The organism is Pseudomonas izuensis, assembly GCF_002356535.2.
Classification (GTDB): Bacteria; Pseudomonadota; Gammaproteobacteria; order Pseudomonadales; family Pseudomonadaceae; genus Aquipseudomonas; species Aquipseudomonas izuensis.
Genome location: NZ_AP017423.2, coordinates 1,430,929 through 1,455,999, shown reverse-complemented (window position 1 = coordinate 1,455,999; position 25,071 = coordinate 1,430,929). Strand labels below are relative to the sequence as shown.

The 25,071-nt window shown below is 59.0% G+C and carries 30 protein-coding genes and 1 tRNA gene; 13 read left to right on the top strand and 18 right to left on the bottom strand.

Annotated elements, in window-relative coordinates:
* The first annotated feature begins 166 nt into the window (after nucleotides 1-166).
* Nucleotides 167-640 (top strand): cyclic nucleotide-binding domain-containing protein, encoded by a 474-nt coding sequence (locus LAB08_RS06575; RefSeq protein WP_096512973.1) that lies wholly within the window; start codon nucleotides 167-169, stop codon nucleotides 638-640.
* Here the strand turns inward: LAB08_RS06575 and LAB08_RS06570 are convergent.
* Complete coding sequence (locus LAB08_RS06570) at nucleotides 637-927, bottom strand: hypothetical protein (protein ID WP_096512974.1); 291 nt, start codon at nucleotides 925-927, stop codon at nucleotides 637-639. The genes LAB08_RS06575 and LAB08_RS06570 overlap by 4 nt on opposite strands.
* A 96-nt stretch (nucleotides 928-1,023) precedes the next feature.
* On the opposite strand from LAB08_RS06570, the gene LAB08_RS06565 reads away from it, so the two are divergent.
* The 4 genes from LAB08_RS06565 (at nucleotide 1,024) to LAB08_RS06550 (ending at nucleotide 3,303) form a co-directional block, all read left to right on the top strand.
* On the top strand, nucleotides 1,024-1,710 hold the full coding sequence (locus LAB08_RS06565; protein ID WP_007898703.1) for a spermidine synthase: 687 nt from the start codon (nucleotides 1,024-1,026) through the stop codon (nucleotides 1,708-1,710).
* 48 nt (nucleotides 1,711-1,758) lie between these two features.
* Nucleotides 1,759-2,130 carry a YajD family HNH nuclease gene (locus LAB08_RS06560; RefSeq protein WP_053156205.1) on the top strand — a complete coding sequence of 124 codons (372 nt, stop codon included), beginning with the start codon at nucleotides 1,759-1,761 and terminating at the stop codon, nucleotides 2,128-2,130.
* Nucleotides 2,131-2,363: 233 nt separating this feature from the next.
* Entirely contained in the window at nucleotides 2,364-2,834 is a 471-nt protein-coding gene (locus tag LAB08_RS06555) for an RNA methyltransferase (RefSeq protein WP_046816778.1), read from the top strand.
* 91 nt (nucleotides 2,835-2,925) lie between these two features.
* A complete protein-coding gene (locus LAB08_RS06550; protein WP_096512975.1) occupies nucleotides 2,926-3,303 on the top strand; it encodes a YgaP family membrane protein in 378 nt (125 codons plus the stop codon).
* A 111-nt stretch (nucleotides 3,304-3,414) separates the two neighbouring features.
* On the opposite strand, the gene LAB08_RS06545 is transcribed toward LAB08_RS06550, so the two are convergent.
* Both LAB08_RS06545 and LAB08_RS06540 read right to left on the bottom strand, forming a co-directional pair.
* Nucleotides 3,415-4,644, bottom strand: coding sequence for a hypothetical protein (locus LAB08_RS06545; protein WP_096512976.1), 1,230 nt, complete (start codon nucleotides 4,642-4,644; stop codon nucleotides 3,415-3,417).
* 19 nt (nucleotides 4,645-4,663) lie between these two features.
* Entirely contained in the window at nucleotides 4,664-5,113 is a 450-nt protein-coding gene (locus tag LAB08_RS06540; protein ID WP_095195502.1) for a YcgN family cysteine cluster protein, read from the bottom strand.
* A gap of 280 nt (nucleotides 5,114-5,393) precedes the next feature.
* On the opposite strand from LAB08_RS06540, the gene LAB08_RS06535 reads away from it, so the two are divergent.
* Entirely contained in the window at nucleotides 5,394-5,987 is a 594-nt protein-coding gene (locus tag LAB08_RS06535; RefSeq protein ID WP_096512977.1) for a nitroreductase family protein, read from the top strand.
* Nucleotides 5,988-6,103: 116 nt separating this feature from the next.
* On the opposite strand, the gene LAB08_RS06530 is transcribed toward LAB08_RS06535, so the two are convergent.
* The 5 genes from LAB08_RS06530 to LAB08_RS06510 all read right to left on the bottom strand — a co-directional run bounded on the left by LAB08_RS06530 (nucleotide 6,104) and on the right by LAB08_RS06510 (nucleotide 11,089).
* Entirely contained in the window at nucleotides 6,104-7,036 is a 933-nt protein-coding gene (locus tag LAB08_RS06530; RefSeq protein ID WP_096512978.1) for a D-2-hydroxyacid dehydrogenase, read from the bottom strand.
* Nucleotides 7,037-7,157: 121 nt separating this feature from the next.
* Nucleotides 7,158-7,451 carry a YcgL domain-containing protein gene (locus tag LAB08_RS06525; protein WP_096512979.1) on the bottom strand — a complete coding sequence of 98 codons (294 nt, stop codon included), beginning with the start codon at nucleotides 7,449-7,451 and terminating at the stop codon, nucleotides 7,158-7,160.
* Complete coding sequence (gene rnd / locus LAB08_RS06520) at nucleotides 7,448-8,581, bottom strand: ribonuclease D (RefSeq protein ID WP_096512980.1); 1,134 nt, start codon at nucleotides 8,579-8,581, stop codon at nucleotides 7,448-7,450. Before rnd ends, LAB08_RS06525 begins: the two co-directional genes overlap by 4 nt.
* Nucleotides 8,582-8,704: 123 nt before the next feature.
* Nucleotides 8,705-9,367, bottom strand: coding sequence for a class I SAM-dependent methyltransferase (locus LAB08_RS06515; protein WP_096512981.1), 663 nt, complete (start codon nucleotides 9,365-9,367; stop codon nucleotides 8,705-8,707).
* Between the two features lie 72 nt (nucleotides 9,368-9,439).
* Entirely contained in the window at nucleotides 9,440-11,089 is a 1,650-nt protein-coding gene (locus LAB08_RS06510) for a phosphoethanolamine transferase (RefSeq protein WP_096512982.1), read from the bottom strand.
* Nucleotides 11,090-11,426: 337 nt separating this feature from the next.
* Here LAB08_RS06510 and LAB08_RS06505 point away from each other — a divergent pair, with 337 nt between their 5' ends.
* The 3 genes from LAB08_RS06505 to LAB08_RS06495 all read left to right on the top strand — a co-directional run bounded on the left by LAB08_RS06505 (nucleotide 11,427) and on the right by LAB08_RS06495 (nucleotide 14,570).
* The gene (locus LAB08_RS06505; protein WP_096512983.1) at nucleotides 11,427-12,611 is read left to right on the top strand and encodes a cyanate transporter; all 1,185 of its coding nucleotides are present in this window, start codon (nucleotides 11,427-11,429) and stop codon (nucleotides 12,609-12,611) included.
* A 14-nt stretch (nucleotides 12,612-12,625) separates the two neighbouring features.
* Nucleotides 12,626-13,543 carry a DMT family transporter gene (locus LAB08_RS06500; protein ID WP_096512984.1) on the top strand — a complete coding sequence of 306 codons (918 nt, stop codon included), beginning with the start codon at nucleotides 12,626-12,628 and terminating at the stop codon, nucleotides 13,541-13,543.
* 97 nt (nucleotides 13,544-13,640) lie between these two features.
* Nucleotides 13,641-14,570, top strand: coding sequence for a LysR family transcriptional regulator (locus LAB08_RS06495; protein ID WP_096512985.1), 930 nt, complete (start codon nucleotides 13,641-13,643; stop codon nucleotides 14,568-14,570).
* Nucleotides 14,571-14,578: 8 nt separating this feature from the next.
* On the opposite strand, the gene LAB08_RS06490 is transcribed toward LAB08_RS06495, so the two are convergent.
* Complete coding sequence (locus LAB08_RS06490; protein WP_096512986.1) at nucleotides 14,579-14,944, bottom strand: 5-carboxymethyl-2-hydroxymuconate Delta-isomerase; 366 nt, start codon at nucleotides 14,942-14,944, stop codon at nucleotides 14,579-14,581.
* Between the two features lie 57 nt (nucleotides 14,945-15,001).
* A complete protein-coding gene (locus LAB08_RS06485) occupies nucleotides 15,002-15,928 on the bottom strand; it encodes a LysR substrate-binding domain-containing protein (RefSeq protein WP_096512987.1) in 927 nt (308 codons plus the stop codon).
* Nucleotides 15,929-16,161: 233 nt separating this feature from the next.
* Between LAB08_RS06485 and LAB08_RS06480 the strand changes: the two genes are divergently transcribed.
* The gene (locus LAB08_RS06480; protein ID WP_096512988.1) at nucleotides 16,162-16,368 is read left to right on the top strand and encodes a hypothetical protein; all 207 of its coding nucleotides are present in this window, start codon (nucleotides 16,162-16,164) and stop codon (nucleotides 16,366-16,368) included.
* Between the two features lie 54 nt (nucleotides 16,369-16,422).
* Here the strand turns inward: LAB08_RS06480 and LAB08_RS06475 are convergent, their stop codons facing one another.
* The 6 genes from LAB08_RS06475 to dapA all read right to left on the bottom strand — a co-directional run bounded on the left by LAB08_RS06475 (nucleotide 16,423) and on the right by dapA (nucleotide 20,615).
* Entirely contained in the window at nucleotides 16,423-16,614 is a 192-nt protein-coding gene (locus LAB08_RS06475; protein ID WP_096512989.1) for a YegP family protein, read from the bottom strand.
* Between the two features lie 310 nt (nucleotides 16,615-16,924).
* Nucleotides 16,925-17,014, bottom strand: a tRNA-Ser gene (locus LAB08_RS06470).
* An 84-nt stretch (nucleotides 17,015-17,098) separates the two neighbouring features.
* Nucleotides 17,099-17,812, bottom strand: a complete 714-nt coding sequence (gene purC / locus LAB08_RS06465) for a phosphoribosylaminoimidazolesuccinocarboxamide synthase (RefSeq protein WP_060541247.1) — start codon at nucleotides 17,810-17,812, stop codon at nucleotides 17,099-17,101.
* Between the two features lie 28 nt (nucleotides 17,813-17,840).
* Entirely contained in the window at nucleotides 17,841-18,599 is a 759-nt protein-coding gene (locus tag LAB08_RS06460) for an MBL fold metallo-hydrolase (RefSeq protein WP_096512990.1), read from the bottom strand.
* 4 nt (nucleotides 18,600-18,603) lie between these two features.
* On the bottom strand, nucleotides 18,604-19,719 hold the full coding sequence (gene bamC / locus LAB08_RS06455) for an NlpB/DapX family lipoprotein (RefSeq protein ID WP_096512991.1): 1,116 nt from the start codon (nucleotides 19,717-19,719) through the stop codon (nucleotides 18,604-18,606).
* Between the two features lie 17 nt (nucleotides 19,720-19,736).
* Nucleotides 19,737-20,615, bottom strand: a complete 879-nt coding sequence (dapA, locus tag LAB08_RS06450; protein ID WP_096512992.1) for a 4-hydroxy-tetrahydrodipicolinate synthase — start codon at nucleotides 20,613-20,615, stop codon at nucleotides 19,737-19,739.
* A gap of 329 nt (nucleotides 20,616-20,944) precedes the next feature.
* On the opposite strand from dapA, the gene LAB08_RS06445 reads away from it, so the two are divergent.
* Together LAB08_RS06445 and LAB08_RS06440 are read left to right on the top strand one after the other, a co-directional pair.
* Nucleotides 20,945-21,505 carry a glycine cleavage system transcriptional repressor gene (locus LAB08_RS06445; protein WP_056856013.1) on the top strand — a complete coding sequence of 187 codons (561 nt, stop codon included), beginning with the start codon at nucleotides 20,945-20,947 and terminating at the stop codon, nucleotides 21,503-21,505.
* 11 nt (nucleotides 21,506-21,516) lie between these two features.
* Nucleotides 21,517-21,990 (top strand): peroxiredoxin, encoded by a 474-nt coding sequence (locus LAB08_RS06440; protein ID WP_096512994.1) that lies wholly within the window; start codon nucleotides 21,517-21,519, stop codon nucleotides 21,988-21,990.
* Between the two features lie 140 nt (nucleotides 21,991-22,130).
* Here LAB08_RS06440 and LAB08_RS06435 read toward each other — a convergent pair whose 3' ends face one another.
* Complete coding sequence (locus tag LAB08_RS06435) at nucleotides 22,131-23,201, bottom strand: AI-2E family transporter (protein ID WP_096512995.1); 1,071 nt, start codon at nucleotides 23,199-23,201, stop codon at nucleotides 22,131-22,133.
* 31 nt (nucleotides 23,202-23,232) lie between these two features.
* Entirely contained in the window at nucleotides 23,233-23,472 is a 240-nt protein-coding gene (locus tag LAB08_RS06430) for a sulfurtransferase TusA family protein (protein ID WP_096512996.1), read from the bottom strand.
* A 98-nt stretch (nucleotides 23,473-23,570) separates the two neighbouring features.
* On the opposite strand from LAB08_RS06430, the gene LAB08_RS06425 reads away from it, so the two are divergent.
* The gene (locus LAB08_RS06425) at nucleotides 23,571-25,004 is read left to right on the top strand and encodes a M48 family metalloprotease (RefSeq protein ID WP_096512997.1); all 1,434 of its coding nucleotides are present in this window, start codon (nucleotides 23,571-23,573) and stop codon (nucleotides 25,002-25,004) included.
* Nucleotides 25,005-25,071: the final 67 nt, after the last annotated feature.

Here is a 25,071-nt window from a genome sequence, read left to right as displayed (position 1 = left end):
TCAACGCCGAAAACAACACTGCCCCCGTGGGAGCAAAGCTTGCTCGCGATGAGGCCGCAACATTCAACATCAATGTTGACTGACATGCCGCCATCGCGAGCAAGCTTTGCTCCTACAGGGCAATGTCAAACCCGGAAAACAGACACAACAACAAAGACCGCACGACATGTCAGAACCGACCTTTTTGAACAATGAAATTCGCGACTGGCTGATGGATTGCGGCCTGTTCAACCAGCTGCTGCCGGTGGACTTCGCCGCGGCCTCGGGCTATTTCAGCATCAGCACCATCGCCCAGGGTGAAGAGATTTTCCATGAGGGCGATGCCGGCAGTTTCATGTGCATCATTCACACCGGTCAGGTGGCTGTGCAAAAGACCACCAGCGACGGGCAGCAAGTGACCATTGCCACGTTGCGCAGTGGCCGCTCGTTCGGCGAAATGGCTGTACTCGACGGCGAGCGTCGCTCGGCCAGTTGCGTGGCGGCGAGTGACTGTCAGTTGCTCAACCTGGGCAAGGATTCCCTGGAAAAGATGCTCAACGATGCACCGAAAATCGCCGGCAAGATCATCCGTGCCCTCGCCGTGTCCCTGTCCAAGCGCCTGCGCATGGCCGATGGGCAACTGCTTGCGCAGCAGGTTTAACCGCCTGGCGACTTGACCTTCGGCGGATTTTGCTCGATCCCCGGCACCGGCTGATCCTTGGTCGGCGGGTTCGGCATCTCGATAGGGACCAACGGCGGACCGCTGCTGCCAGGGCCGACCTTGGGCACCGGCGCGGGGGAGATTTGCGGGTAGGGCGTGGGCGTTGCGGTGCCAGGCGAACCGGGCGTCGGCGCTGGACTGACGGGCGTGATTTGCATCGGCTGGGCCTGCACTGCAGTAATCGAAAGCGCGGCCAGGGTAATGACCGTTAGAATGGTGCGCTTCATCAATGGCTCCGTTGGCCTTGTTGTCATTTGCAGGCTACTCCCAACGGCGTCCGTTTGCCTTCCCCCCTGCTGCCATTTTTTCCTCAAGTGAGCCCCATGAAACGTTTCGTCCTGCTCGACACCACCCCTATTCCCGAGAACGGCGGTGCCCTGTGCCTGTTCGAGTACGGCGAAGATTTCGTCATCAAGATCCAGGGCGGTGACGGCGGACAACTGATGAATACACGCATGCACGGCTCCGAGGACGCCCTGGCCGAGATCCCTTGCCGCAAGGTCGCCGGGCGCCCGAATTCGCGGGTATTGATCGGTGGCCTGGGCATGGGCTTCACCCTCGCCTCGGCGCTCAAGCACCTGGGCAAGACGGCTGAAGTGGTGGTCGCCGAATTGGTTCCGGGTGTGGTGGAATGGAATCGCGGGCCGTTGGGCGAGAAGGCCGGAAACCCGTTGCTTGACCCACGCACCGTCATCCGCATGGAAGATGTGGCCAAAGTACTGCAAGCCGAACCACAAGGTTTCGATGCGATCATGCTCGACGTCGATAACGGCCCCGAAGGCCTGACCCAGAAGGCCAATAGCTGGCTCTACTCCGCCGGCGGCCTGAGCGCCTGCGCCAAGGCCCTGCGGCCAAAAGGCGTCTTGGCGGTGTGGTCTGCGAGCGCCGATCGGCAGTTTTCCGACAAACTGAAAAAAGCCGGATTCAAGGCCGAGGAAGTGCAGGTCTTCGCCCACGGCAACAAGGGCACTCGCCACACCATCTGGATTGCCGAGAAGCTCAAGGGCTGAGCTAAACTCCACCTATACCGTCATTAGTCTTTCTACAAAGGTGAACCCATGAGTTCGTCCACCCCAACCAACACCTCGAAGCTGGACCGCATCCTCGCCGACAACCAGCGTGACAAGGAAATGGGCTACCGCGACAAGGCCCTGAAAATGTACCCGCACGTGTGTGGCCGTTGCGCCCGTGAGTTTTCCGGCAAACGTCTCAGTGAGCTGACCGTGCACCACCGCGACCACAACCACGACAACAATCCGCAGGATGGTTCGAACTGGGAGCTGTTGTGCCTGTACTGCCACGATAACGAACACTCGCGTTATACCGACCAGCAGTATTTCGGTGAGGGCTCGTTGAGCACCCCGAAAATTGCCAAGGCGACGCATAATCCGTTTGCGGCGCTGGCCGGGTTGATGAAGAAAGAAGAATAATTTTCGGCGACAGTCCCGGCCTCATCGCTGGCAAGTCGAATCGTCGCACCGCAGCTCCCACAGTGATTGGGGTGATCACGCGTTCTGTATACACCTCAGCCCCTGTGGGAGCTGCGGTGCGACGATGCGACTTGCCCGCGATAGCGATCACCCGGACACCGCCAATCTCCAAACTGACCACGGCCTGCCAATCCCCGTATAATCGCGCTTTTTTCCCGAAAGGCACCCCGCTCGTGGCAGACAAACGGTACAGCTGCATTGGTTTGTATAACCCCAAATCACCGGAGAACGTCGGTTCGGTGATGCGCGCCGCTGGTTGCTACGGCGTGGCATCGGTGTTCTACACCGGCAAGCGCTATGAGCGCGCCGCCGATTTCGTCACCGATACCAAGCGCGTCCATTACGACATCCCGCTGATCGGCATCGACGATCTGAAGAAAATCCTGCCGCTGAACTGTGTTCCGGTCGCCGTGGAGCTGGTCGACGGCGCCCGCCCGTTGCCCGAATACACCCACCCGGACCGCGCGCTGTACATCTTCGGCCCGGAAGACGGCTCACTGGATAAAGAGATCCGTGACTGGTGCGAAGACGTGGTCTACATCCCGACCACCGGCTGCATGAACCTGGCCGCCACGGTCAACGTCGTGCTGTACGACCGCATGGCCAAGGGCCTCAATACCCGTTCGGGGCCGAAATTCCGCTGAGTTGCCGAACATCCGATGGAACAAGCTGGCCGCTGCGGCAGTCAGCTTAACTATCCATGACCGAACAGCCCTTCCCGCCTGGAGACGTATCATGAGCGAACTCAAACGCGTAGAACGCATCGAATCCACCCCGTTCCAGACCCCTACCGACCACAACGTTCAAGGTTGGGAGCGCATCGGTTCCCTGGCTGGTGGCGTGGTGATGGTGGGCAAGGGCCTGCGTCGTGGCGGCCTCTTCGGCTTGATCCAGGTGGCCATCGGCGGCGTGGCCCTGGCCCGCGGCATCACCGGTCATAGCTCGGCGAAAAGCCTGCTGGAAAAAAGCCGCCAGGACATGGATAACGTGCGGGCGAAAATCCAGCGAGCCAGTGAAGACTTGAAACAATTGAAGGCCAATGCCGAGGCAGCGACCAAAACCGCGACGGTGACAGGTAATGATTCGTTGAAGTCGCCGAAAGCCGGGGTCTGATCCGGAATCGGTGCTGAGGCTTAGGGCCCTTTCGCTGGCAAGCCAGCTCCTACAGGTTATGTGGTGCGCACACCAATTACTGTGGGAGCTGGCTTGCCAGCGATGGCGATGTTACTGAATCAACTCGGTATCAAGGACCCTGGAGGAGTCGCCAATCACGCTCTCACTGAGCTGCACAAACTCCTTGGTATCCACACTTTCCAGCCGCATCGCTGCCCGCAGCACATCATCCAGTGAACGCTTGTTGCGGGTCTTCAGGCGAATCTCGCGATCCAGCTCCTGCAACAGCACCACCGCTTTTGAAATCTGTGCCGGGTTGATCTGCTCGCCGCGCAAGGTGGTGACGGCCTGACCGTCCTTCGCCAAGCGCCCCTGCAAACTCTGGTAACGTTCGTCACTCATGCCACCGGCGCGGCGCACCAGTTCGATGGCGTAGTACTCGGCAAAACCTTCGCTGATCCAGTCACTGCGCTGACCGTCGTTGATCCGTCCGAACAGCTGTGCCAACTCTCGCACCAGCGCACTGCTGCCGTTTTCGCTGACCAGTGGCAAGCGACTGTTCAAGTAGATCGACTCGTGCGCGGCGAGACTGCCGCGCCACATCGGATCGCTGGCGCCGACAATCAACAGCTTGGTGGGATGGCGAGGGAACACGGCTTGTACTTGTGGCCAGACAAACGTCAGCAGGGTCAACACATCCATACGCCGCATACCCTGACCTTGGGGCGAGGCCACGGTGACTTCGGTTTCTCCCAGCCGGGTGCGACGGCTGCCAAGATGGCCGGCGAGCATCCAACCGGTAGGCCGGTCGAACAATCGGGAGACGTTGTCGATGCGGAACTTGTTCTTGCCGATTCGCGGCCAGGCGGTTTCGACGCTTTTCCAGCCGTTGGGCAGCTCGAATTCCAGGCGTGACACCAGTTCGATGCCGTCCTGCTGATCGAGTTTGGCGGCAGGCACCAGATCGTCACCGCGCAGCAATGCCCAGGTCGGGGTCATTCGGGTGTCGAAGCTGCCGCTCTTGCGGCCGTGGCTGATGCGTACACGGTAGGTCAGGCTGGCCTTGTCTGTGGCCGGGTGCCAGACACCGCGGGTCTGTGTACCCGGTGTCAGCTGCCACTGGCCGTCGGCCTTGAAATCGCTGTAATGACTGCCGTCGCCCAGGTCGAAATCCAGGCTACGGACCGCCGATCCTTGCGCCAGCGTAAGGCGTACTTCAGCCTGGTCACTTTGCGGTATCAAGCGCACGTGGTAATCCAGATCAACCTTCTTCGCCGCCCACACGGGTGAGCTCAGGGTCAGAAGCCCAACGACCAGCGCCCGCCGCCATCCCACAGCCATACACACTCCTTGTTGAAACTTAACCCGCGCGGAAAATCAGATGGTCTTCCCAATCATCTTCGGGGACGCTGCCTTCGGCGAGCATGCGCCCGGACTGGGAAATGCGTTCGTGATGCACCGCATCGCGATCCCCGCACACCAGGTGATGCCACAACGGCAAGTCCTTGCCCTCGCTGACCAGGCGATAGCCGCAGGTTGGCGGCAGCCATTTGAATTCGTCGGCCTTGCCCGGTGTGAGCTGGATGCAGTCCGGCACCGAGTCGCGACGGTTCGGGTAATCGCTGCACTGGCAGGTTTTCAGATCCAGCAGTTTGCAGGCGATACGCGTGTAATAGACGCTGTTGTCATCTTCATCTTCAAGTTTTTGCAGACAGCACAGGCCGCAACCGTCGCACAGCGATTCCCACTCCTCTTGATCGAGTTGATCGAGGGTTTTGCGTATCCAGAACGGTTCGACTTTGGCGGCCATGGCTCAAGCATCAACATCAGGTGGTGAAAAGGCCGCCAGTCTAGTGCCCGCAGCTCTGCGGGCCAAGCACTGGCGACTGCCGGTAGATCGGGGGCTTGTCAGTTTTTGCGTCGACAAGTAGCTTTGCCAGTCGCAAGGAGCCAGACCTGCCTGCCATTAACGCCGACCGCGTTGCATTACGGTGATCCGCCACGGCTCTCGAGGAACCTTATCGCCCAGCTCAACTGTGCCCGCAGGTTTCAGACGTCCCTCACTTTCAAACGTAGCAAGGAATCTCTTGATGAGTGCAAACCCACGCGTTGCCGATTACGCCATCCACCCTCAATTCACCGACCGCTGGTCACCTCGCGCTTTCACCGGTGAAACCATCCCCGAAGAAACCCTGCTGAGTTTCTTCGAAGCCGCACGCTGGGCGCCGTCGGCCTACAACTCGCAACCCTGGCGCTTTCTTTACGCGCGTCGCGACACGCCGAACTGGGAGCGTTACCTGGGCCTGCTGAACGAATTCAACCGCAGCTGGGCGCAACACGCCTCGGCCCTGGTAATCGTGATCTCGAAGACTACCTTCACGGCGCCCGGCGCCAGCGAAGAAACCCCGGCCCTGTGGCACACCTTCGACACCGGTTCGGCCTGGGGCCACCTGGCGCTGCAAGCGAGCATCAGCGGCTGGCACACCCACGGCATGGCCGGTTTCGATCAGGAACTGACCCGCAAGGAGCTGAACGTCCCCGAGGGCTATGCACTGCACGCTGCCGTCGCGATTGGCAAACTGGGTGACAAAGCTACCCTGGCCGAGTACCTGCAAGCCCGCGAAGAACCAAGCCCGCGCCGGCCGCTGAGCGAGCTGGCTGCTGAAGGTGATTTCACCCTTTAATCCACATCATAGATCTACTGTAGGAGCGAGCCTGCTCGCGATGGAGTGTCAGCCACATTGGTGTCGACTGACACACCATCGCGAGCAGGCTCGCTCCTACAGGGGTCATGGCGGATTTAATACCCGCGATCGAAATCCACTTCCCCGCGCAACGCCTCACCTGCCTGATAGGCCCGCAGGTTCTCGATAAACAGCTTCACCATCAAGGATGGCGAAGTCGGCGCCGAACTGTGGCCGGTCAGCAGCAAGCCCCAGGCTGTCCAGAACGGATGGCGCTGCGGCAGTGGCTCCTGGCGGCAGACGTCAATCACGGCGCCCGCCAGATGGCCTTCTTTCAAGGCTTCCACCAGATCCGCATCGACCACTGCCACACCGCGCCCGACGTTGATGAACAACCCGGTCGGCTTGAATTGCTTGAACAGCGCCGCATTGTAGATATCGTGAGTGTTCGGGGTATTTGGCAGCAAATTGACCACGTAGTCCACTTGACCGACCAAACGTGGCAGGTCGGCCAGCGAACCGACTTCGACAAACGGTGCCTGCTCACGGGCCTCACTGGCGACGCCATACAACTCGACACCAAAGGGTACGAGGAACTGCGCCACCGTCTGCCCGATATCACCAGTGCCGACGATCAGCACCTTGCGTCCCGCCAGGCTCTGGCCATGGCGACTGTCCCACTTGCGCTCGACCTGGCTGACCAGCCGTGCCAGCACCTCCCGTTCATGACCGAGCATGTAGGTGAGCACGTACTCGGCCATGACCTGACCGAATATCCCCACAGCGCGGGTCAGACGATAGTGGCGTGGCAGGCCATCGGCCAGCAGTGGCGTGATGCCCGCCCAGGTCGATTGCAGCCATTGCGGTTGATGGCCCTGACGTAGCAAGGTCGCCAGCAGGTCAGGCTGGCCGAGCCAGACCGGACACTCGGCGGCCTGTCGGGCCAGTTCCGCGGAATCACCGCTGGTCAGCACTTCCAGTTCCGGCGCAGCTTCGCGCAGCAGTTGGGCGTATACAGGGTGGTCGTGTTCGGCAATCAGAACGCGCATGCTTCAACCTTTCAAAAAAGCGCTGCAGACGACCGTCGACGCAAGACTGCTGCGTCGTCGCGGCCATCGCCAAAATCATTCCAGTGTTTCACAAAGGCTCTGAACAGAGCCTGTCTGCCGATTACATCGGGTCGTTGCGTCGCAACAACTCTTCCGGCAAGTGCTCGATGTATTCCTCTTCGGCCGGTGGCATTTGCAGGTGATAACCCTGCTTCTCGAGGTTCTCCAGCACGACGGTAATGTCCTCGCGCGACAGTTTGCGCTCGGGGCTCAGCACCAGGTCGAAAGCGTGGATAGGCTTGCCGAAAGCGGCCATCAGGGGCTCCGGTACGCGCTCAAGTGCATCGCTCTTGAGTACATACAGGTACATCTCGTTTCTCTTCGGACTGCGGTAGATCGAGCAAATACGTTTCAAGGCTGTTCTCCGGCGGTGGCCAGGCTGTCCAGCAGCGCCTGGCCCATCAGCTCGCGGCGCCAGCCACGCAGCGATTCAGGCAATTGGTAGGGACCGTTGGGGAAGCCGCTTTTGAGCAGCGCTTCCAGGGTTTTCTTGCGCAGCATCAGCTCTGGCGCGATGTTCAGGCGCTCAGCCTCGGCCTGGCCGATGGCTTTCATCCGCTTGAGCAGCGCCGCGGCGTCCACCGGCAATGGCTCCGGCACAGCGGGTGGCCATTGATCAGGCGATACACTGCCAGCGCGCTTGATCAGACCAAGCAAAAACTCACCGTCCTGACGTACGGTTCGCGGGTGCATGTCTTCGATTTTCGCCAATGCGCCGAGGTTGTCCGGTTGCGTGCGCGCCAGTGGCCACAGCGAATGCTCGCGGATGATACGGTTGCGCGGCAGGTCACGGGCGCGTGCCTCTGTCTCGCGCCAGGCGCAGAGTTCACGCAGCACGGCAAGTTGGGCGCGCGACAGTTTCCAGGCCAGCTTGGCGTCGCGATAGACCTCGTACGGGTCAGTCTCGCGGCGCAGGTTTGCGACCAGTTCGGCGCCGTCTTCCAGGACCCATGCATATTTGTCGTCAGACAGCTTCGGACGCAGCTGTACGAAAAGCTCCGCAAGGTGCACGGCGTCTTCAGCGGCGTAACTGATCTGGGTTTCGGAAAGCGGACGTTGGAGCCAGTCGGAACGGGTTTCGCCCTTGGGCAGGTCAATGCCGAGCACTTCCTGCACCAGCCGCGAATAGCCCATGGAAAAACCCAGGTTCAGGTAAGCGGCGGCCAGTTGTGTGTCGAACAACGATGCCGGCAGGCTGCCAGTCAGGCGCAGCAGGACTTCAAGGTCTTCGCTGCAGGCATGCAGGACTTTGACCACTGCCGGGTTTTCCAGCAACGCGGCCAGAGGCTGCCAGTTGTCGATGGTCAGCGGATCGATGAGGTAGGCGCGCATGCCATCGCCCACCTGCAGCAGGCCGGCGATCGGATAGAAGGTGTCGACCCGCATGAATTCGGTGTCGAGGGCAACGTATGGCAACTGCTGCCACTCGGCGCAAAACCGGCCGAGGCTATCGTTGTCGCGAATCCAGTGAATATCGATGGCCACACGGCTCTCCCTTGAAGAATGGCGCGCAGTATATATCGCCCCCGGCGATTTCCGCGCATCCACTGAACAAGAGCATTTGCGAAAATACCTGCTTATCGAAAAGAATAGTCCGACAAAGCCGGGCTAGCCGACCTTGCGCAGCACGTAAACCCGCATCGGCGCGCAGCCGGGAAAGAAATCCTGATGGCTGAGCAAGTGAAAACCTGCCTGCCTGAATTCGGCCTCCACCTCGACCTTGCTTGCCAGCGGTCGGGCTGCAAGCCCTTCCACGTCTGTACGCCGCGCCTTGAATCGACCTCCGACCCGCACCGCGACAATCACCGTATCGCGACTGACCCGGTGAAACTCGCCGAGCATCGCCAGGCGATGCTCGGGGTTGGCGAGGTGTTGGAACAGCTGCATGCAAAAAACACAGTCAACCGCATTTTCCGACAGACCAATGGTGAAAGCCGAGCTTTGAAAGGTCCTGATCCGCTTCAACAAACTCTGTGGATGATGGGTTCGGGCATGGTCGAGAATGTCCTGGGATGGATCGTTCGCCAGAATTACCCGGTTCGCATGCTCGGCCAGCACCGGCCAGAAGCGCCCGACACCACAGGCCACATCGAGGATCAACCCCGGCTCGCCGGCGACCTTGAGCGCACGACGCACCAACTGCTCCTCACGCCAGAACGCCAAACGCCCGGCCAGGGTCTGCGCCTGCGGCTGCAAGCAGACGCGGGCGTGCTCCTGGTCGTAGCGCCGGGCGAACTCAAGCTCAATGGCGGATGGGGACTGGGCAGTCATTTGCGATGGCTCTTGATTAGCGGTGTATCGGCCGCCGGTAAACGGCCGTTGCATGATGAATAGTTAAGGCACTCATTTCTTGGCCAGTACGCCGTTGATCGCCGCGCCACGGCAGCCGGCAAACATATCCAGTTGCGGGTCATAGACTTTGCTGTCGACTTCCAGCAGCCCCAGCATCGAATGGAACAGGTTGTCCTGGCTCAAGGGTTTGTCACGGCCCTGTTCCAGGCAGTGGGTGTCTACCGAAAACGACTTTTGGTAGCTGTCGGAGAACCAGGCCAGCATGGCCACGTGTTTCTGTTGCTCCGGTGCCAGCATGTAAGGCGTGCCGTGCAGGAAAAGGTTGAACTCGCCCAGGGATTCACCGTGATCCGACAGGTACATCATCGCGGTATCGACCTTGTCCTGGTTGCTGCGCAGCAGATCGATCAGGGTGGACAATACATGGTCGGTATAGACCAGCGTGTTGTCGTAGCCGTTGACGATACTTTCGCGACTGCAATTGTTCAGCGCATTACTTTCACAGACCGGGGTAAAGCGCTCGTACTCTTTCGGGTAGCGCTTGAAGTATTCAGGGCCATGACTGCCCATTTGATGCAACACCAGCACCGTGTCTTTATCAAGCTTATCGATGAACTGCTGTAAACCTTGCAGCAGGATTTCATCACGGCATTCACTGTTGGCGCACAGCACCGGGTCTTTCAGGTCACTGACATCTTCGATAGTCACCCGGTTGCAAGTGCCTTTGCAGCCAGACTGGTTGTCGCGCCAGATGACATCGAGGCCGGCGCGCTTGAGCACGTCAAGCAGGCCTTCTTCATTCTTCGCCTTGCTGGCGTCATAGTCCTGACGGCCCATGTTGGAAAACATGCAGGGCACCGACACCGCGGTTTCCGTACCGCAGGAATGCACATCCGTGAAAGCGATCAGGCCCGCCTCTTTATTGAGTTTTGGCGTGGTATCGCGGTTGTAACCAAGGATGCCGAAGTTCTCGGCCCGCGCACTTTCACCCACCACCAGGACGGTCAGGGATTTGCGGGCATGGGTTTGCCAAGCGGGGTTTCGCTGGGCATCTTCACCGATTTTGACAAAGGGTTGCTGTGCGGAGACGACCTGTTCACGCAGGTAACCAAACGACGCGCCGATGTAGTTGCTCGGCACCACCATCAGGCGCAATTCATGGTGATTGCGAAACAACGACGAAAGCCCTTGATAGTTAATCAGGGCGACGCCACCGATGACCGCAGCCGAAGCAATGCTCACCAGAACTTTACTTAATAGCTCACGATGCCAGCGACGATAATTGATCGGCGTTTTCCACAACAACCACGATGGCAAAACACCCAGCAAAACAATATAAACAAGCAATTTTATCGACAGTAAATCGCGTACTTCCGTGGCATTGGTTTCAGCAAAGTTGCGAAACATGCCGGCATCGATCAACACGCCATATTGGCTCATGAAATAAGCCACGCCAGCACTGACCATGAACAGCAACGTCAAGACCGGCTTCATGACAGGACGGAACGCCAGCAAGGTCAGCACAATGTTGAAGGCGGCAAGAATCATCGCCCCGAAAGCCACGCGCATGACGATGCCTTTACCATCAGCCGTGGTGATTTCAAACAGGTGCTGCCACAACACCAGATTGAAGGCTGTCAATAAAAAGGTGCTGGCAATCAGTGTCACCCACTCTGGGCGCACGGCTTTCATCTTCAACATGGTAATCGGCTGTTCCTGAATAGTAGTGCCGCCGGCAAATGTGAAAAATTCATTTTTCGCGGCAGCTCAAAGTCTAACCATTCGGCCATCAATTTTTTGTGAAAAGGACGCCAACGAATGGTTTCATCTCGAAATTCGACTAAAACGTTCAGCTTATTTGAGAATGGTTCAGCTGCGGGTCAGGCTTCGCAAGGTAAGAAAAATCCCCTGCGCAAGCGAGCAGGGGATCTTCGTTGCTCCCGTATTATTTAATTTCCAAATACCACCCCGGACTTTCTGATTTGCCGCCTCCGGCCTCCGCGCGCCTAATCGACTCCCTGTGGCCCAAGGATCGATCATGGAAAACATTCGCGCCCTCTCCCGCCCCGCCCACTGGTTGATGTTCGGCATTGTTATCGTCGCCCTGAACCTGCGTCCCTCCATGGCTGCGGTCGGGCCTTTGCTGTCGGCGATTCGCGGCGACATCCCGCTGAGTTTCAGTCTGGCCTCACTGCTGACCATGCTACCGGTAGTGGCCATGGGACTTGCGATGTTCTTCGGTCTTGCGATCAGCCGTCGCCTGGGCGAACACCGCACGATCGTGCTGTCGCTGCTGATTATCGGCGTGGCCACGGTGTCGCGTCTGTTTCTCGATTCGGTGGCAGAACTGATCCTCAGCGCCGTGCTGGCCGGCATCGGCATTGCGTTGATCCAGGCGCTGATGCCGGTGCTGATCAAGTCCCGCTTCCGCGACAACGTCGCCCTTTGCATGGGGCTCTACGTCACGTCGATCATGGGTGGCGCCGCCATCGCCGCCTCTTTCGCCCCCTTGGTGATGGCTCACACCGGCAGTTGGCGCGTGGGCCTGGCGATCTGGTCGTTGCTGGCAGTACTGGCGCTGCTGTTCTGGTGCGCCCAGCGCTCAAGACTACCGGCGCAGGATGCAAAGTCATCTGGCAACGCTTCCTTCTTCTCCAGTGCGCGCGCCTGGTTACTCGCGGCCTTCTTTGGCCTGGGCACGGCATCCTACACCTGCGTGCTCGCCTGGTTGGCCCCGTACTACGTGGAAAAAGGCTGGAGCGAACAACAGGCCGGATTATTGCTGGGCTTGCTGACGGCCATGGAAGTGCTGTCGGGCCTGGTGACCCCCGTCATCGCCAATCGCAGCCGTGATCGGCGCCTGGTGCTGATGGTGTTGCTGGCACTGATCATGGCGGGTTTCTGCGGGCTGATCCTCGCTACGCAACACTTGGCCCTGTTATGGCCGTGCCTGTTGGGCCTGGGTATCGGCGGGCTGTTTCCGATGAGCCTGATCGTGTCGCTGGACCACCTGGATGATCCCCGGCGCGCCGGTGGACTGACCGCATTCGTGCAGGGCATCGGCTACCTGATTGCCGGTTTCTCACCCCTGATCGCCGGGATGATCCGCGACCAACTCGGCAGTTTCGAGTGGGCCTGGTGGTCACTCACCGGCGTCATGGCACTGATGCTGCTGATGGTCTTGCGCTTCAATCCACGGCACTACGCCCGCCACATCCACTGACCGGGAATCCCACCATGAAACACAGCGGTTTCGCCGTCGCTCACGCCGGCATGTTGCTTTGGGCCTTGTTGATCGCTGCGTCGTTTGCTGCCGCGGCGCAGGTCAGTCAAGCCATCGACCCGGTTCTGCTGACCGGTCTGCGCCTGCTGTTCTGTGCCCTGGTGTTTTTGCCCCTCCTGCTGATCAAGGGCGATAGCCCCATCACCGCCCGCGGACTGCTCGGCCATGGCGCACTCGGCTTGTTGCTGGCGGTGTATTTCGGCTCGCTGTTCGAGGCGCTGCGCTATACCTCGGCAGTCAACACCGGAACGCTGTTCACCCTGGTGCCACTGCTGACGCTGGCTTTCGAAGCCGTGTTGATTCCCGGCAGCAACCTGAAACAGCGGGTGATTCCGATGCTGATTGCCGCTGCCGGGGCTGTGCTGCTGGTGATGAAGGGGACCGGTCCGGGCGAACTGCCTTCGCTGTACGCGCTGTCGGTGTACGGCGCCGGTTGCCTGGCGATGGCGCTCTACTCGCCCCTCAGCCAGCGGCTCAAGGCCGATAGCCTCAAAGGTCGCGGACCGGTGGGCATGACGTTCTGGAACATGCTGTTCGGGGCGCTGTTTCTGCTGGGGTTCTGCGGATTCAGTGGCGGCTGGAAGTCGGCGTCATTGCTGACGATGAGTGATTTTTACTGGCTGATGTACCTGGCGTTGTTCGCCACCCTGGCGACGTTCTGGCTGCTGCACCGCGCGATTGGCGTGATCGCGCCGTCCTCGGTGATTTCCTACATCTACCTGAGCACGCTGTTTATTACGATGTTTCACTGGTTTTGGTGGCATCAGGCGCCACAGCCGTTGGAGGTGATGGGGGCAATGTTGGTCGGGGTCGGTATGCTGGCGCTGTTGATGTCCAGCCGAAATGCGATGCCCGACACGGTTCAGAACTGAAATCTGACAGGCCGTTTTCCTCGCCCCGTCATTCCGCTAGGATCAGTCGCACAAGATTGCGCACGATCAGCGCAACGAGCACTTCGAGACGGAATGGATGCTGAACAGTAACGTGCTAAGAAAACTGGATATGCAGGACCTCATGGTGTTCGTCGCCGTGTATGAGCAAAACAGCGTTACCGGCGTTTCCGAGGCGTTGTGCGTCAGCCAGTCCACCGTGAGTTATTGCCTGAAAAAACTGCGCAGCAGCTTCGAAGACGAGCTGTTCATCAACACTCGCACGGGCATGCGCCCCACTTACAAAGCCGGCAGCATGTACCCCCACGTGCTGACGATCCTCGAAAACATCAACCTGTGCCACGCCGGCGCGCCAGCGTTCGATCCGGCGTTGCAACCGGCGACCTTCAACATTTGTGCACCGGAATACTTCGAGCAGTTGGTCCTGCCGCGCCTGTTGAGAAACTTCGCACTCGCCGGACTTCCAGTGATGATCAATATGCAAAAGCTGGAAACCGACATCCCGGCCGATGCACTACGCGATGGCAGTCTCGATCTGGTGATTGGATTCGGTCCGAACTTTCATCGCAACCATGGCGACTTCAACGCACGGACATTGCTGGAAGATGATCTGGTTTGCGTCTTCGATCAGCGCGCCGCACCGCTGGAGAAGCGCCTGAGCCTGCACACCTTCGTCGAACGCCGGCATGTGTTCCCGACACCCTGGACGTCCACCACCAACATGGTCGACGGCTGGTTGGCACAGCAGGCCCGGCAGCGGCAGATTGTTGCGCGGGCCAATAGCTACAGCGCGGCACTGAAGATGATCACCGGCACTGACTTCATCCTCACCCTGCCGCGGCGCATCCAGCGATTACTGGCCGACGAGGCCATCTTCGATCACAGAGAAGCGCCCAATGGCTTACCGGGCTTTACCCTCGACATGCAGTGGAGCCAAAGCGCCGATCAGGACAGTGCCAACACCTGGTTGCGAGAGCAAGTGATCAAGGCCTGCGCCGAGCCGCAGTGATCTGACATTCAAACGCCGATGGCCGTTTTGGTATACGACTCGCGATCGATGTCGAGCAGCTCCACGCACAACTGGACCTCAACCCCCACCGGCCATTCACACAGCTCTTTCACCACCGCCAGCAGGCTTTCGGACAACTGCTGCTTGATCTGCGGCGAACGTCCGCTCAACAGCGCCAGCTTCACATGCACGAACGCCCGCTCTGCCAACGCCGTGCCGACCTTGAATGTCTCGACCTTGATCGCACGACTCTTGATGTCGAATTCGGCACCGAACTGACCTGAAGCCACCAGCGCATTGTTAAGCCGCATCAAGGCCACATCGGCATTCAGATCAGGCAGGTTGGCGGTGTATTCCAAGTGCAGGTGAGGCATGACGTAACTCCTGATGGTCGGTGGAAAGTTCATACATATAGCACGGCGTTGCTCCGTTCACTGGGACAGCGACAACAGATTGCGCTCCCCCATGAACGCTTCAAGCCGTGAGCGCAACCAGCGCTCGGCGGGGTCACTGTCGACATGACTGAGCCAAACCATGGACAGCTCGAGGGTCGGCGTCTTGAACGGAAACGGCTCCTTGAACAACAGCCCCGTGGCTGCCATCGCCTCGGCGGTGTAATCCGGCAGGCTGGCAATCAGATCCGTACCGGCCAGCAACGCCGGCAATGAGCTGTACTGTGGCACCGAGAGCACTACCTGACGCGAACGACCGAGCTGCGCCAGCCACTCATCGGCGAACCCACTGACGTTGGCGATGTGGGAAACCAGTACATGTGGTCGCGAGCAATACTCATCGACGGTCAGCGGCGTATCGGACGCATCTGCACGTAATACAGCGGGGTGGATGTGTCGCAGCAATTTGCGCTTGGCATTGGCCGGCAAGCCGCGAGTCTGGGTGACAGCGACCGTTATATCGCCGGACGCCAGGAGGTCGGAAACCCGCCAATGATCGACATTCTGCACCACGAAGACCACCTTCGGCGCTTCCTGACGCAACGCACGTAGCAGCGGCGGCAACAGACCGAATTCGACATCGTCCGACATACCGATTCGAAAGGTCATGGTGCTGCTGCTCGGGTCGAAATCATGGGTCAGGCTCAACGCCACGGACAGCGAATCCAGCGCTGGCGACAAGTGCCGAAAAATCTCCTCGGCCCGCGCCGTCGGCTCCATGCGATGGCCGACGCGGATGAACAACGGATCATTGAACATCGTACGCAAGCGGTTGAGCGCCGAGCTGATGGTGGGCTGACCAAGAAACAACTTCTTCGCCACTTTGGTGACATTGCGCTCCAGCATCAGCGATTCAAACACCACCATCAGGTTGATGTCGGCCTTGCGTAGTTCGTTGCGATTCATCCTTTGCACCCACGCGCATTAACTGTCGACAGTGTAGGGAGGTGCCGCAATCGGCGTCTATGCGGCGGAACAAATAGCCTCGGGCATTTACGTTTAATGCGAATCCGTTCACGCGCCTCGTCCTACAGGCTTTTCCTGATTTCCTTGCACACCTGGCGGGACGCCCGTGCGCCCCTAAGCTCAGGAGGCCCAGGGCAACCGCTCTTGGCTTACCGAACTCAAGGAGCTACTCAATGGCTAGAGATAAAGCGAAAGACGACAAACACTTCAACTGCGCCCAGCCTCACGAAGCTGACTACGTCGCCGGCCTTTACCCTCATGCAAAGGAAGAGGTGAAAACCTTCCTGGCCTCGGCCTGCAAGGACAAATCCCTGCACAACTCCACCCACAAGGACGTCTACGACTTGATCAAGAGAAAACTGGGCCACTCGCAACCGTAATACCGCCCGGTTGAAACGAAGCTGCTCTGAGTGAGCAGCTTCACCGCCTGAAGCCTAGATCTCCTTGATCGGGGTCTGATCGCACGTTCCCTTGATCAAGCTGATGGCATGCACGCAGTCAGACTTGTTGACGTAAGCTTCCCCACTGGCAATCGTTTCATGATTCCCCGCCCGCAAACGCCACCGCCATTGGCCCTTTCCATGCTGAACGGTGCCACGGGTTTGCCTGTAAATCTCAAAATACATTGCTCGCTCCTTGCGATTGCTGATGACGACAGATCAGTGATCTGTGGGAGCCAGAGTAGATGGGGATTTTTATAGGTGGACTGATTGAGTGTCAGGGGATATTTCGTGAGGAAACCCCTTGAATCGCGGGGTGAGCAATGGATTCGGAGGGCAGTAAATTGAACGACAGGGATGAGTCACTATTCCCTTGGATAGGCATATTTTTCTTACACAGGATTACTGCTTGATCCGACACTCAATTTTTTAAACAGAAAATCCAGACAAACAAAAAAGCCCCGTAACTTTTCAGCGACGGGGCTTTTTTCATGTATGGCGGAGAGATAGGGATTCGAACCCTAGGTACCGGTGAAGGTACAACGGATTTCGAATCCGTCCCATTCGGCCACTCTGGCATCTCTCCAACGGCGCGCATCATAACAACACTTTCACCGGAAGCGAACCCCCTTTCGCGAAATATTTCTGTGCTATCAGATGCTTGCGTCGATTAAAGCGGTACGCCCAGACGATTGGCCACTTCTTCATAGGCTTCGATGACGTCACCGAGGCCCTGGCGGAAGCGGTCCTTGTCCATTTTCTTCTTGGTGTCCTTGTCCCAGAGGCGGCAGCCGTCCGGGCTGAACTCGTCGCCCAGCACGATGGAGCCATCGCTGAACACGCCGAACTCCAGCTTGAAATCCACCAGCAACAGGCCAGCGTCGTCGAACAGTTTGCTCAGGATTTCATTGACCTTGAGCGACAACTCTTTCATGCGGACCAGCTGCTCGGCGGTGCCCCAGCCGAATGCCACGACGTGGGATTCGTTGATGAACGGGTCGCCCTTGGCGTCGTCCTTCAGGAACAGTTCGAAGGTGTAAGGATTGAGCTTCATGCCCTCTTCGACACCCAGGCGCTTGACCAGGCTGCCGGCGGCGTAGTTACGCACGACGCACTCGACCGGGATCATGTCCAGCTTCTTCACCAGGCACTCGTTGTCGCCCAGCAGTTTGTCGAATTGGGTCGGCACACCGGCCGCTTCGAGTTTCTGCATGATGAAGGCGTTGAACTTGTTGTTCACCATGCCTTTGCGGTCGAGCTGTTCGATGCGCTTGCCGTCGAACGCCGAGGTGTCGTTGCGAAACAGCAGGATCAAGCGGTCAGCGTCATCGGTCTTGTAAACCGATTTGGCTTTGCCGCGGTAGAGTTCTTCACGTTTTTCCATGATGGGCTCCGCTTGCTAAGTAGATGGGCTAGGCGATATATCGCCAGTCGAGCCCTGAATCTTGATCGGCCAGTTGCAGCCAGTCCGGGTCGCACCCGAGGGTGTCGACAAAACATTGCCGGGCCAGCTGCGGCAGGTTGTTCTTGCTGCTCAGATGGGCCAGGACCAGGTGTTGCAGGCCTTGCCAGCCCAACTCGGCCACCAGGAATGCCGCCTGATGGTTGTTCAAATGTCCCAGTTCGCCGCCCACCCGTTGCTTGAGAAAGTACGGGTAATGACCGCGAGCCAGCATGTCACGGCAATGGTTGGCCTCGATCATCAATGCATCGAGATCCCGATAACCGTCCAATACCTTGTTGCAATACGATCCCAGGTCGGTCAACAGGCCGAAACGCCGCTCACCATCACTGAATACATATTGCGTCGGCTCCTGCGCATCGTGGGCCACGGCAATGACGCTGATGCTCAAGTCGCCGACCTGCAGTTGCTCACCGCCCGCCAGAAAACCTGCGGGTTCGATGGGTTTGCGCATCCCGCGCAAGGTGCCGCGACTGAGGTAGACGGGCAGATTGTAACGCCGAGACAGCAAACCCACGCCATGCACGTGGTCGGCATGTTCGTGGGTCACGAGTATCGCACTCAACTGTGCAGGGTTCACACCCAGGCGCAGCAGGCGTTTTTCGGTTTCCCGCAGGGAGAAACCACAATCCACCAGTACATACGTATCAGCGCTGGCTATCAGCGTGCCGTTCCCTTGGCTACCGCTGCCGAGAACGGCAAAACGCATGTGATCAGCCCAGATTGTCCTGAATCACGGTCAACACTTTACGCGCCACATCGGCCGGCGCCACGGTGTTGATGTTTTTCTCGACGGTGACCTGGACGCTGTCACCCACCTTGCTCAGGCGAACCTGATAACGCTCGGCGCGAGCTTCAAGTTCTTCCTTGTTCGGCTTGCCGCCGAACAGACCACTGAAGAAACCTGGCTTGTCGTCCTTCTTCTCGGCTTTTTCAGCCAGGTTGATGTAGTACAGGCCCAGGCTGCGGTTGATGTCTTCAACACGCCATTCGCCCTGTTCCAATGCACGGCCGACGCTCGACCAGGCACGATCCAGGTCGGTACCGACGTTCAGGACAGGGTTACCGCTGCCGTCCACGCTCAGGCTGACACGGCTCGGGGTGTCGAAATCACGGGAGGCCAGCATGGAGACCGAACCGCCCTTCTCCGAACTGCGGCTCATGCTCGCGAGCATGTCATCGACCAGTGCCGCGTCCAGGCCGGTATTGACCGAACGGTTGGTAAAGGCCACGTCGGCGGTGCTGCCGGCAGGACGCTCGGCACTGACCACGTAGACTTCGCTGGTGTTGCGCTGCACGCCTGGCTCGATACGTACCCGAACGCGGGTTTCGCTGTCGGTGCTGACGCCCGCCGCGCTCAGACGCTTGGCCATGGCAGCCGACAGCTCGTCGGAATGCTGCCAGGTCGTGGTGAACTCGCCGGTTTGCGGACGCTGTTCATCAAGACGGAAGCCATTGTCCTGGAAGAACTGGACAGCCACTGGCCAGACCTCAGCCGGGGAATTCTGCGCAAGGATCGAACGCGAATCGCCGCTCTTCTGCAGGGAATAGGCACTGGCGTCGGCTGCGGCGGACAATGGCTGCGGCCGAGGAACGATGTACTCACCCTTGGCAGTGTCATCAGCCACGTTGCGCGGGATCGGCAACAGCGGGTCCAGACGCTTGGCGGTTTTGACGTCCGGTGGCATTTGCATCGGTGCAGTCTGTTTCGCTTCCAGGTAATCGCTACCACGGTCACGGAAATAACCTTCCGGGCCCCAGATCCACCCACAGCCACTGGTGCTGGAGATAATCAAGGCAAGTGCGGAAAGTCCGGCCATTCGCTTCATGCGTTGTACTTCCTCAATTAAACCAGGACGCCGGACAGGCGCATGGCCTGGCGCAGCGGTTCGTGACATTCAGCGCTGAGCCAGGTGAGCGGCAGACGGATACCGTCCGGCATCAAGCCCATTTCATGCAGCGCCCATTTCACGGGAATAGGGTTGGATTCGATAAACAGGGTTTTATTGAGTGGCATCAGCTTTTCATGAATGGCACGCGCCTTCTCGGCATCGCCGTTCAGGGCGGCGATGCACAGGTCAGCCATATCGCGAGGGGCGACGTTGGCGGTGACCGAAATATTGCCCTTGCCGCCCAGCAGGATCAGCTCGACCGCGGTGGCATCGTCACCGGAGATCACCAGGAAATTGCTGCTGACACCGTCGATGATCGCTTTGGCGCGTTTCAGGTCGCCGGTGGCTTCCTTGATGCCGATGATGTTCTTGACGGTCGACAGGCGGATCACGGTCTCGGCCTGCATGTCGCATGCGGTGCGACCTGGCACGTTATAGAGGATCTGCGGGATGTCGACGGCCTCGGCGATGGCCTTGAAGTGCTGGTACAGGCCTTCCTGGGTCGGCTTGTTGTAGTACGGCGTGACCAGCAGGCAGGCGTCGGCGCCGGCGTTCTTCGCGTTGGTGGTCAGCTCGATGGCTTCGCGGGTCGAGTTGGCGCCGGTACCGGCGATCACCGGAATGCGGCCATTGACCTGCTTCACGACGCGACGGATGACTTCGATGTGTTCGTTCACATCAAGGGTGGCCGATTCACCTGTGGTGCCGACCGCCACAATGGCGTGGGTGCCGTTTTGCAGGTGAAAGTCCACCAGTTTGCTCAAGCTGTCCCAATCGAGACGACCTTGTGCATCCATGGGTGTGACCAGTGCCACCATACTGCCCGCAATCATGCAACCGCTCCTGCCGGAAAAAGAGAGCCGTAATGGTACTGGCGCCAAGATGCTTGTACAAGCGAAGTACTGCGCTGCCGCCATTCCCCTTGGCGCTGCTTTTCGCTACCCTTCAGACTTTGATCGGTACTGACAAGCTCGTACGTCGGGTTTCAGCCTCCATTTTCGGCATCACAAGCCCCATTCCAGCGCGTCCACCTCTCGCTCCTGCCATACTGGAGCACGTTGCGACCTGCGCCTGGGGCTTTCTGAGTTCGCATCCGCAGGCTCGTACCCCGGTAAAACAAGCCGATAGAAGTACCGACCGCTCATCGCTTTAGGAATGCTGCATGTCCACCCCCACAGTTCGCGAACAATTCCTTGTCATCAGTGCCCTCGGCGCCAACCCCATGGAGCTGACTAACGTCCTGTGCCGCGCCAGCCATGAAAATCGTTGCGCCGTGGTCACCTCTCGCCTGACCCGTCACGGCGAGTGCAGTGCGTTGGTCCTTGAAGTCTCGGGTAGTTGGGACGCCCTGGCACGTCTGGAAGGCAGCCTGCCAGTGCTGGCAAAACGGCACGCCTTCACCGTCAACGTGGTGCGCAGCGCCGCCCTGGAGAACCGTCCCCAGGCGCTGCCGTACGTTGCGTATGTCAGCTCGGCCTACCGCTCGGACATCATCAACGAGCTGTGCCAGTTCTTCATGGATCACAACGTCGAGCTGGAAAACCTGACCTGCGATACCTATCAGGCGCCGCAAACCGGCGGCACCATGCTCAATGCCACGTTTACCGTGACCTTGCCGGCCGGCGTGCAAATCAGTTGGTTGCGCGATCAGTTCCTGGATTTCGCCGATGCGCTGAACCTGGATGCCCTGATCGAACCGTGGCGCCCACAAAACCCAATGTAAGGAAGCTTTTCATGGCCGTTGCCATCGACCAACCGGTTGCCGACTTCGAAGCACCCGCCACCAGCGGGCAAACCGTCAGCCTGGCGGCGCTCAGAGGCAAGCAGGTGGTGATCTACTTTTATCCGAAGGACAGTACTCCGGGTTGCACGACCCAGGGCCAGGGCTTTCGCGATCAGCTTGAAGCTTTTAAAGCAGCCAACACCGAAGTGTTCGGCGTGTCCCGCGACAGCCTGAAGTCCCACGAGAACTTCAAGACCAAGCAAGCGTTCACGTTCGAACTGATCAGCGACAAGGAAGAAGCGCTTTGCCAGCTGTTCGACGTGATCAAGTTGAAGAAGCTTTATGGCAAGGAATACATGGGCGTGGATCGCAGTACATTCCTGATCGACAAGAATGGCGTATTGCGCCAGGAATGGCGTGGCGTGAAAGTGCCGGGGCATGTGGATGCTGTTCTGGCGGCTGCTCAGGCATTGAACAAGGCCTGATTTCTCTGGCGCCAGCCCTGACGCCTTCCCGAGCAGGATCGGTCCCACATTAGTTTCGTGTTCACCACGAACTTACCTGAGGGAGCGAGCCTGCTCGCGAAGAGGCCATCAGCCCTCACCGAACAAATCAGAGCAACCAGCTACAACAACGGCGCCACCACCGGCTCCTTGCGCGGCCAGGCGTCCAGCACGGCCTTGAACAGGGTCGCCAGGGGTATCGCAAAGAACACCCCCCAGAATCCCCACAACCCGCCAAACAACAACACCGCACAGATGATTGCCACCGGATGCAGGTTGACCGCTTCCGAAAACAGCAACGGCACCAGCACGTTGCCATCCAGTGTCTGGATGATCCCGTAAACCGCCATCAAATAGATGAATTGATCGCTCCAGCCCCACTGGAACAGCGCAATCAAAAACACCGGCACGGTCACCACCACGGCCCCGACATAGGGCACCACCACCGACACGCCTACCAGCAATGCCAGCAGCGCTGCGTAATTGAGTTCCAACACGACAAAGGCGATGTAGGTCACGCCACCGCAAATGAAAATCTCGATGACCTTGCCACGAATGTAGTTGGCGATCTGCCGGTTCATTTCATGGGCGACACGGGTGATCAGCGCTCGCTCCCGGGGTAGATAACCGCGCACCCACTGCCCGATCATCGCCCGGTCCTTGAGGAAGAAAAACACCAGAATCGGCACCAGCACCAGATAGATCATCATGTTGACCAACAGCGGCAGGCTCGACAGCGAGAACGTCAACGCCCACTGCCCGAACTTGCCGATCTCGCCCCGCGCCACTTCGATGGCCTGCAGGACCTGTTCGTCAGACACCAGATGCGGGTAGCGTTCCGGTAGCAGCAGTAGCAGCGATTGCCACTTGGCAAGCATGCCCGGCAACTCGTTGAACAAGGTGATCAACTGATGCCAGAGCAGCGGCACCACGACCACGATGAACACCAGCAACACCCCCATGAACAGTGCGAAGACCAATCCCACCGCGGCCCCGCCCGGCATACGCAGGCGTTCGAGCGTCAACACCAGTCCCTGCATCAGGTACGCCAGCACCATCCCGGCCAGCACCGGTGCCAGCATGCCGCCGAGGGTCAGCACGGCGGTGAACGCCAGGAACAGCAGAACTGCCAGAACCACAGCCTCTTCATCGGAGAAGTAGCGCTGAATCCAGTCGCGTAACACTTTGAACATCAATAATCCTTAAGAACAAATGCCGCAGGTTTCAGGCTTTTTTCAACCAATAGCGGTACACGCCCGCTTCATCTTCTTCGCGAAGCAGCGTATGACCCGCCAATCGGGCAAAGGTGCGAAAGTCGCGCTGAGAACCCGCATCGGTGGCAATCACTTTGAGCACTGCTCCACTGGTCATCCGATTGAGTTCCATCTTGGCCTTGAGCAACGGCAACGGGCAATTCAAGCCACTGGCGTCCAGCTCAACGTCATGGGCTACAGCGTCGGTCATTGCATCACTCCGGTTCAGGCATTTGGGTTGCCTAGAATATCTGGTCGCAAGGCCGGTGTCCGGCTACAGTAAGGTCTTTGTCGACTAAGGCTTTGTGCATGACTTTCCTGCGCCCTACCCTGCTGACGCTCGCTTGCCTGCTCGCTTCACCGGGCTTCGCCGACGACCTGCCGTCACTCGGCGACGCCAGTTCTGCCATTGTCTCGCCGCAGCAGGAATACCAGTTGGGCCGCGCGTGGCTGGCACTGTTGCGCAGCCAGGTATCGCAGCTCAACGATCCGCAGCTCAAGGACTATGTCGAATCCAGCGTCTACCGACTGGTGGAGACCAGTCAGGTCAATGACCGGCGCCTGGAATTCATCCTGATCAACAGTCCGCAACTCAACGCCTTCGCGGCGCCGGGCGGGATTGTCGGGGTCAACGGCGGCTTGTTCCTCAATGCCCAGACCGAAGGTGAGTACGCCTCGGTACTGGCTCACGAACTGGCTCACTTGTCGCAGCGCCACTTTGCCCGTGGCGTCGAAGCCCAACAGCGCATGCAAGTGCCCATGATGGCCGCATTACTGGCCGGGATCGTGATTGCCGCGGCCGGTGCCGGTGATGCCGGGATCGCCGCCATTGCCGGTACTCAGGCAGCGGCGCTTCAGGAACAGCGGCGCTTCTCGCGTCAAAACGAACAGGAAGCCGATCGCATCGGCATCCTCAATCTGGAAAAAGCCGGCTACGATCCCCGCTCCATGCCAACCATGTTCGAGCGTCTGGGCCGACAGTATCGCTACGATGCCAAGCCACCGGAATTCCTGCTGACTCACCCTGTGACCGAATCGCGTATCGCCGACACCCGCAACCGCGCTGAACAGGCGCCGCAGGGCGGCATCGAAGACTCCCTGCGCTATCAACTGATTCGCGCACGGGTTCAACTGACCTATGAGGAAACCCCGGGATTGGGTGCCAAGCGCTTCCGCGCGCAACTGGATGAAAACCCCAAAAGCGATGTCGCACGCTACGGATTGGCAATCGCCCAAGTCAAGGGCGGCCAACTGAACGAGGCACGGGAAAACCTCAAGCTGCTGCTGGCGAAATCGCCTAACGAGATCATTTACAACCTCGCGCAAATCGATCTGGATATCACCAACAATCGTCTGGCGGAAGCGCAAACCCGGGTGGACCGAATGTTGACTCAGTACCCCGGCAACTATCCGCTGAACCAGGTGCGCGTCGACCTTCTGTTGAAACAGAACCGCGCCGCCGATGCCGAAAAAGCACTGGAAGGCCTGCTCAAGTCGCGCCCGGACGATCCAGACGTGTGGTATCAGGTGGCCGAGACTCGCGGTCTGTCGGGCAACATCATCGGCCTGCATCAGGCTCGCGCCGAATACTTCGCCCTGGTCGGTGACTATCGCCAGGCCATCCAGCAACTGGATTTCGCCAAGCGCAAGGCTGGCAGCAACTTCCCGTTGACGTCGCGAATCGATGCCCGTCAGCGAGAGTTGATGGAGCAGGAGCGCATGATCAAGGACATGATGGGCTGAAGACTTCACAAATCATTGATTTATCAAGCGCAAAAAAAACCGCCTCTTTCGAGGCGGTTTTTCATTC

Coding starts and splice junctions, on each gene's coding strand:
- LAB08_RS06575 (WP_096512973.1), top strand. CDS start 167: ATGTCAGAACCGACCTTTTTGAACAATGAAATTCGCGACTGGCTGATG.
- LAB08_RS06570 (WP_096512974.1), bottom strand. CDS start 927: ATGAAGCGCACCATTCTAACGGTCATTACCCTGGCCGCGCTTTCGATT.
- LAB08_RS06565 (WP_007898703.1), top strand. CDS start 1,024: ATGAAACGTTTCGTCCTGCTCGACACCACCCCTATTCCCGAGAACGGC.
- LAB08_RS06560 (WP_053156205.1), top strand. CDS start 1,759: ATGAGTTCGTCCACCCCAACCAACACCTCGAAGCTGGACCGCATCCTC.
- LAB08_RS06550 (WP_096512975.1), top strand. CDS start 2,926: ATGAGCGAACTCAAACGCGTAGAACGCATCGAATCCACCCCGTTCCAG.
- LAB08_RS06545 (WP_096512976.1), bottom strand. CDS start 4,644: ATGGCTGTGGGATGGCGGCGGGCGCTGGTCGTTGGGCTTCTGACCCTG.
- LAB08_RS06540 (WP_095195502.1), bottom strand. CDS start 5,113: ATGGCCGCCAAAGTCGAACCGTTCTGGATACGCAAAACCCTCGATCAA.
- LAB08_RS06535 (WP_096512977.1), top strand. CDS start 5,394: ATGAGTGCAAACCCACGCGTTGCCGATTACGCCATCCACCCTCAATTC.
- LAB08_RS06530 (WP_096512978.1), bottom strand. CDS start 7,036: ATGCGCGTTCTGATTGCCGAACACGACCACCCTGTATACGCCCAACTG.
- LAB08_RS06515 (WP_096512981.1), bottom strand. CDS start 9,367: ATGACTGCCCAGTCCCCATCCGCCATTGAGCTTGAGTTCGCCCGGCGC.
- LAB08_RS06510 (WP_096512982.1), bottom strand. CDS start 11,089: ATGTTGAAGATGAAAGCCGTGCGCCCAGAGTGGGTGACACTGATTGCC.
- LAB08_RS06505 (WP_096512983.1), top strand. CDS start 11,427: ATGGAAAACATTCGCGCCCTCTCCCGCCCCGCCCACTGGTTGATGTTC.
- LAB08_RS06500 (WP_096512984.1), top strand. CDS start 12,626: ATGAAACACAGCGGTTTCGCCGTCGCTCACGCCGGCATGTTGCTTTGG.
- LAB08_RS06495 (WP_096512985.1), top strand. CDS start 13,641: ATGCTGAACAGTAACGTGCTAAGAAAACTGGATATGCAGGACCTCATG.
- LAB08_RS06490 (WP_096512986.1), bottom strand. CDS start 14,944: ATGCCTCACCTGCACTTGGAATACACCGCCAACCTGCCTGATCTGAAT.
- LAB08_RS06485 (WP_096512987.1), bottom strand. CDS start 15,928: ATGAATCGCAACGAACTACGCAAGGCCGACATCAACCTGATGGTGGTG.
- LAB08_RS06480 (WP_096512988.1), top strand. CDS start 16,162: ATGGCTAGAGATAAAGCGAAAGACGACAAACACTTCAACTGCGCCCAG.
- LAB08_RS06475 (WP_096512989.1), bottom strand. CDS start 16,614: ATGTATTTTGAGATTTACAGGCAAACCCGTGGCACCGTTCAGCATGGA.
- purC (WP_060541247.1), bottom strand. CDS start 17,812: ATGGAAAAACGTGAAGAACTCTACCGCGGCAAAGCCAAATCGGTTTAC.
- LAB08_RS06460 (WP_096512990.1), bottom strand. CDS start 18,599: ATGCGTTTTGCCGTTCTCGGCAGCGGTAGCCAAGGGAACGGCACGCTG.
- bamC (WP_096512991.1), bottom strand. CDS start 19,719: ATGAAGCGAATGGCCGGACTTTCCGCACTTGCCTTGATTATCTCCAGC.
- dapA (WP_096512992.1), bottom strand. CDS start 20,615: ATGATTGCGGGCAGTATGGTGGCACTGGTCACACCCATGGATGCACAA.
- LAB08_RS06445 (WP_056856013.1), top strand. CDS start 20,945: ATGTCCACCCCCACAGTTCGCGAACAATTCCTTGTCATCAGTGCCCTC.
- LAB08_RS06440 (WP_096512994.1), top strand. CDS start 21,517: ATGGCCGTTGCCATCGACCAACCGGTTGCCGACTTCGAAGCACCCGCC.
- LAB08_RS06435 (WP_096512995.1), bottom strand. CDS start 23,201: ATGTTCAAAGTGTTACGCGACTGGATTCAGCGCTACTTCTCCGATGAA.
- LAB08_RS06430 (WP_096512996.1), bottom strand. CDS start 23,472: ATGACCGACGCTGTAGCCCATGACGTTGAGCTGGACGCCAGTGGCTTG.
- LAB08_RS06425 (WP_096512997.1), top strand. CDS start 23,571: ATGACTTTCCTGCGCCCTACCCTGCTGACGCTCGCTTGCCTGCTCGCT.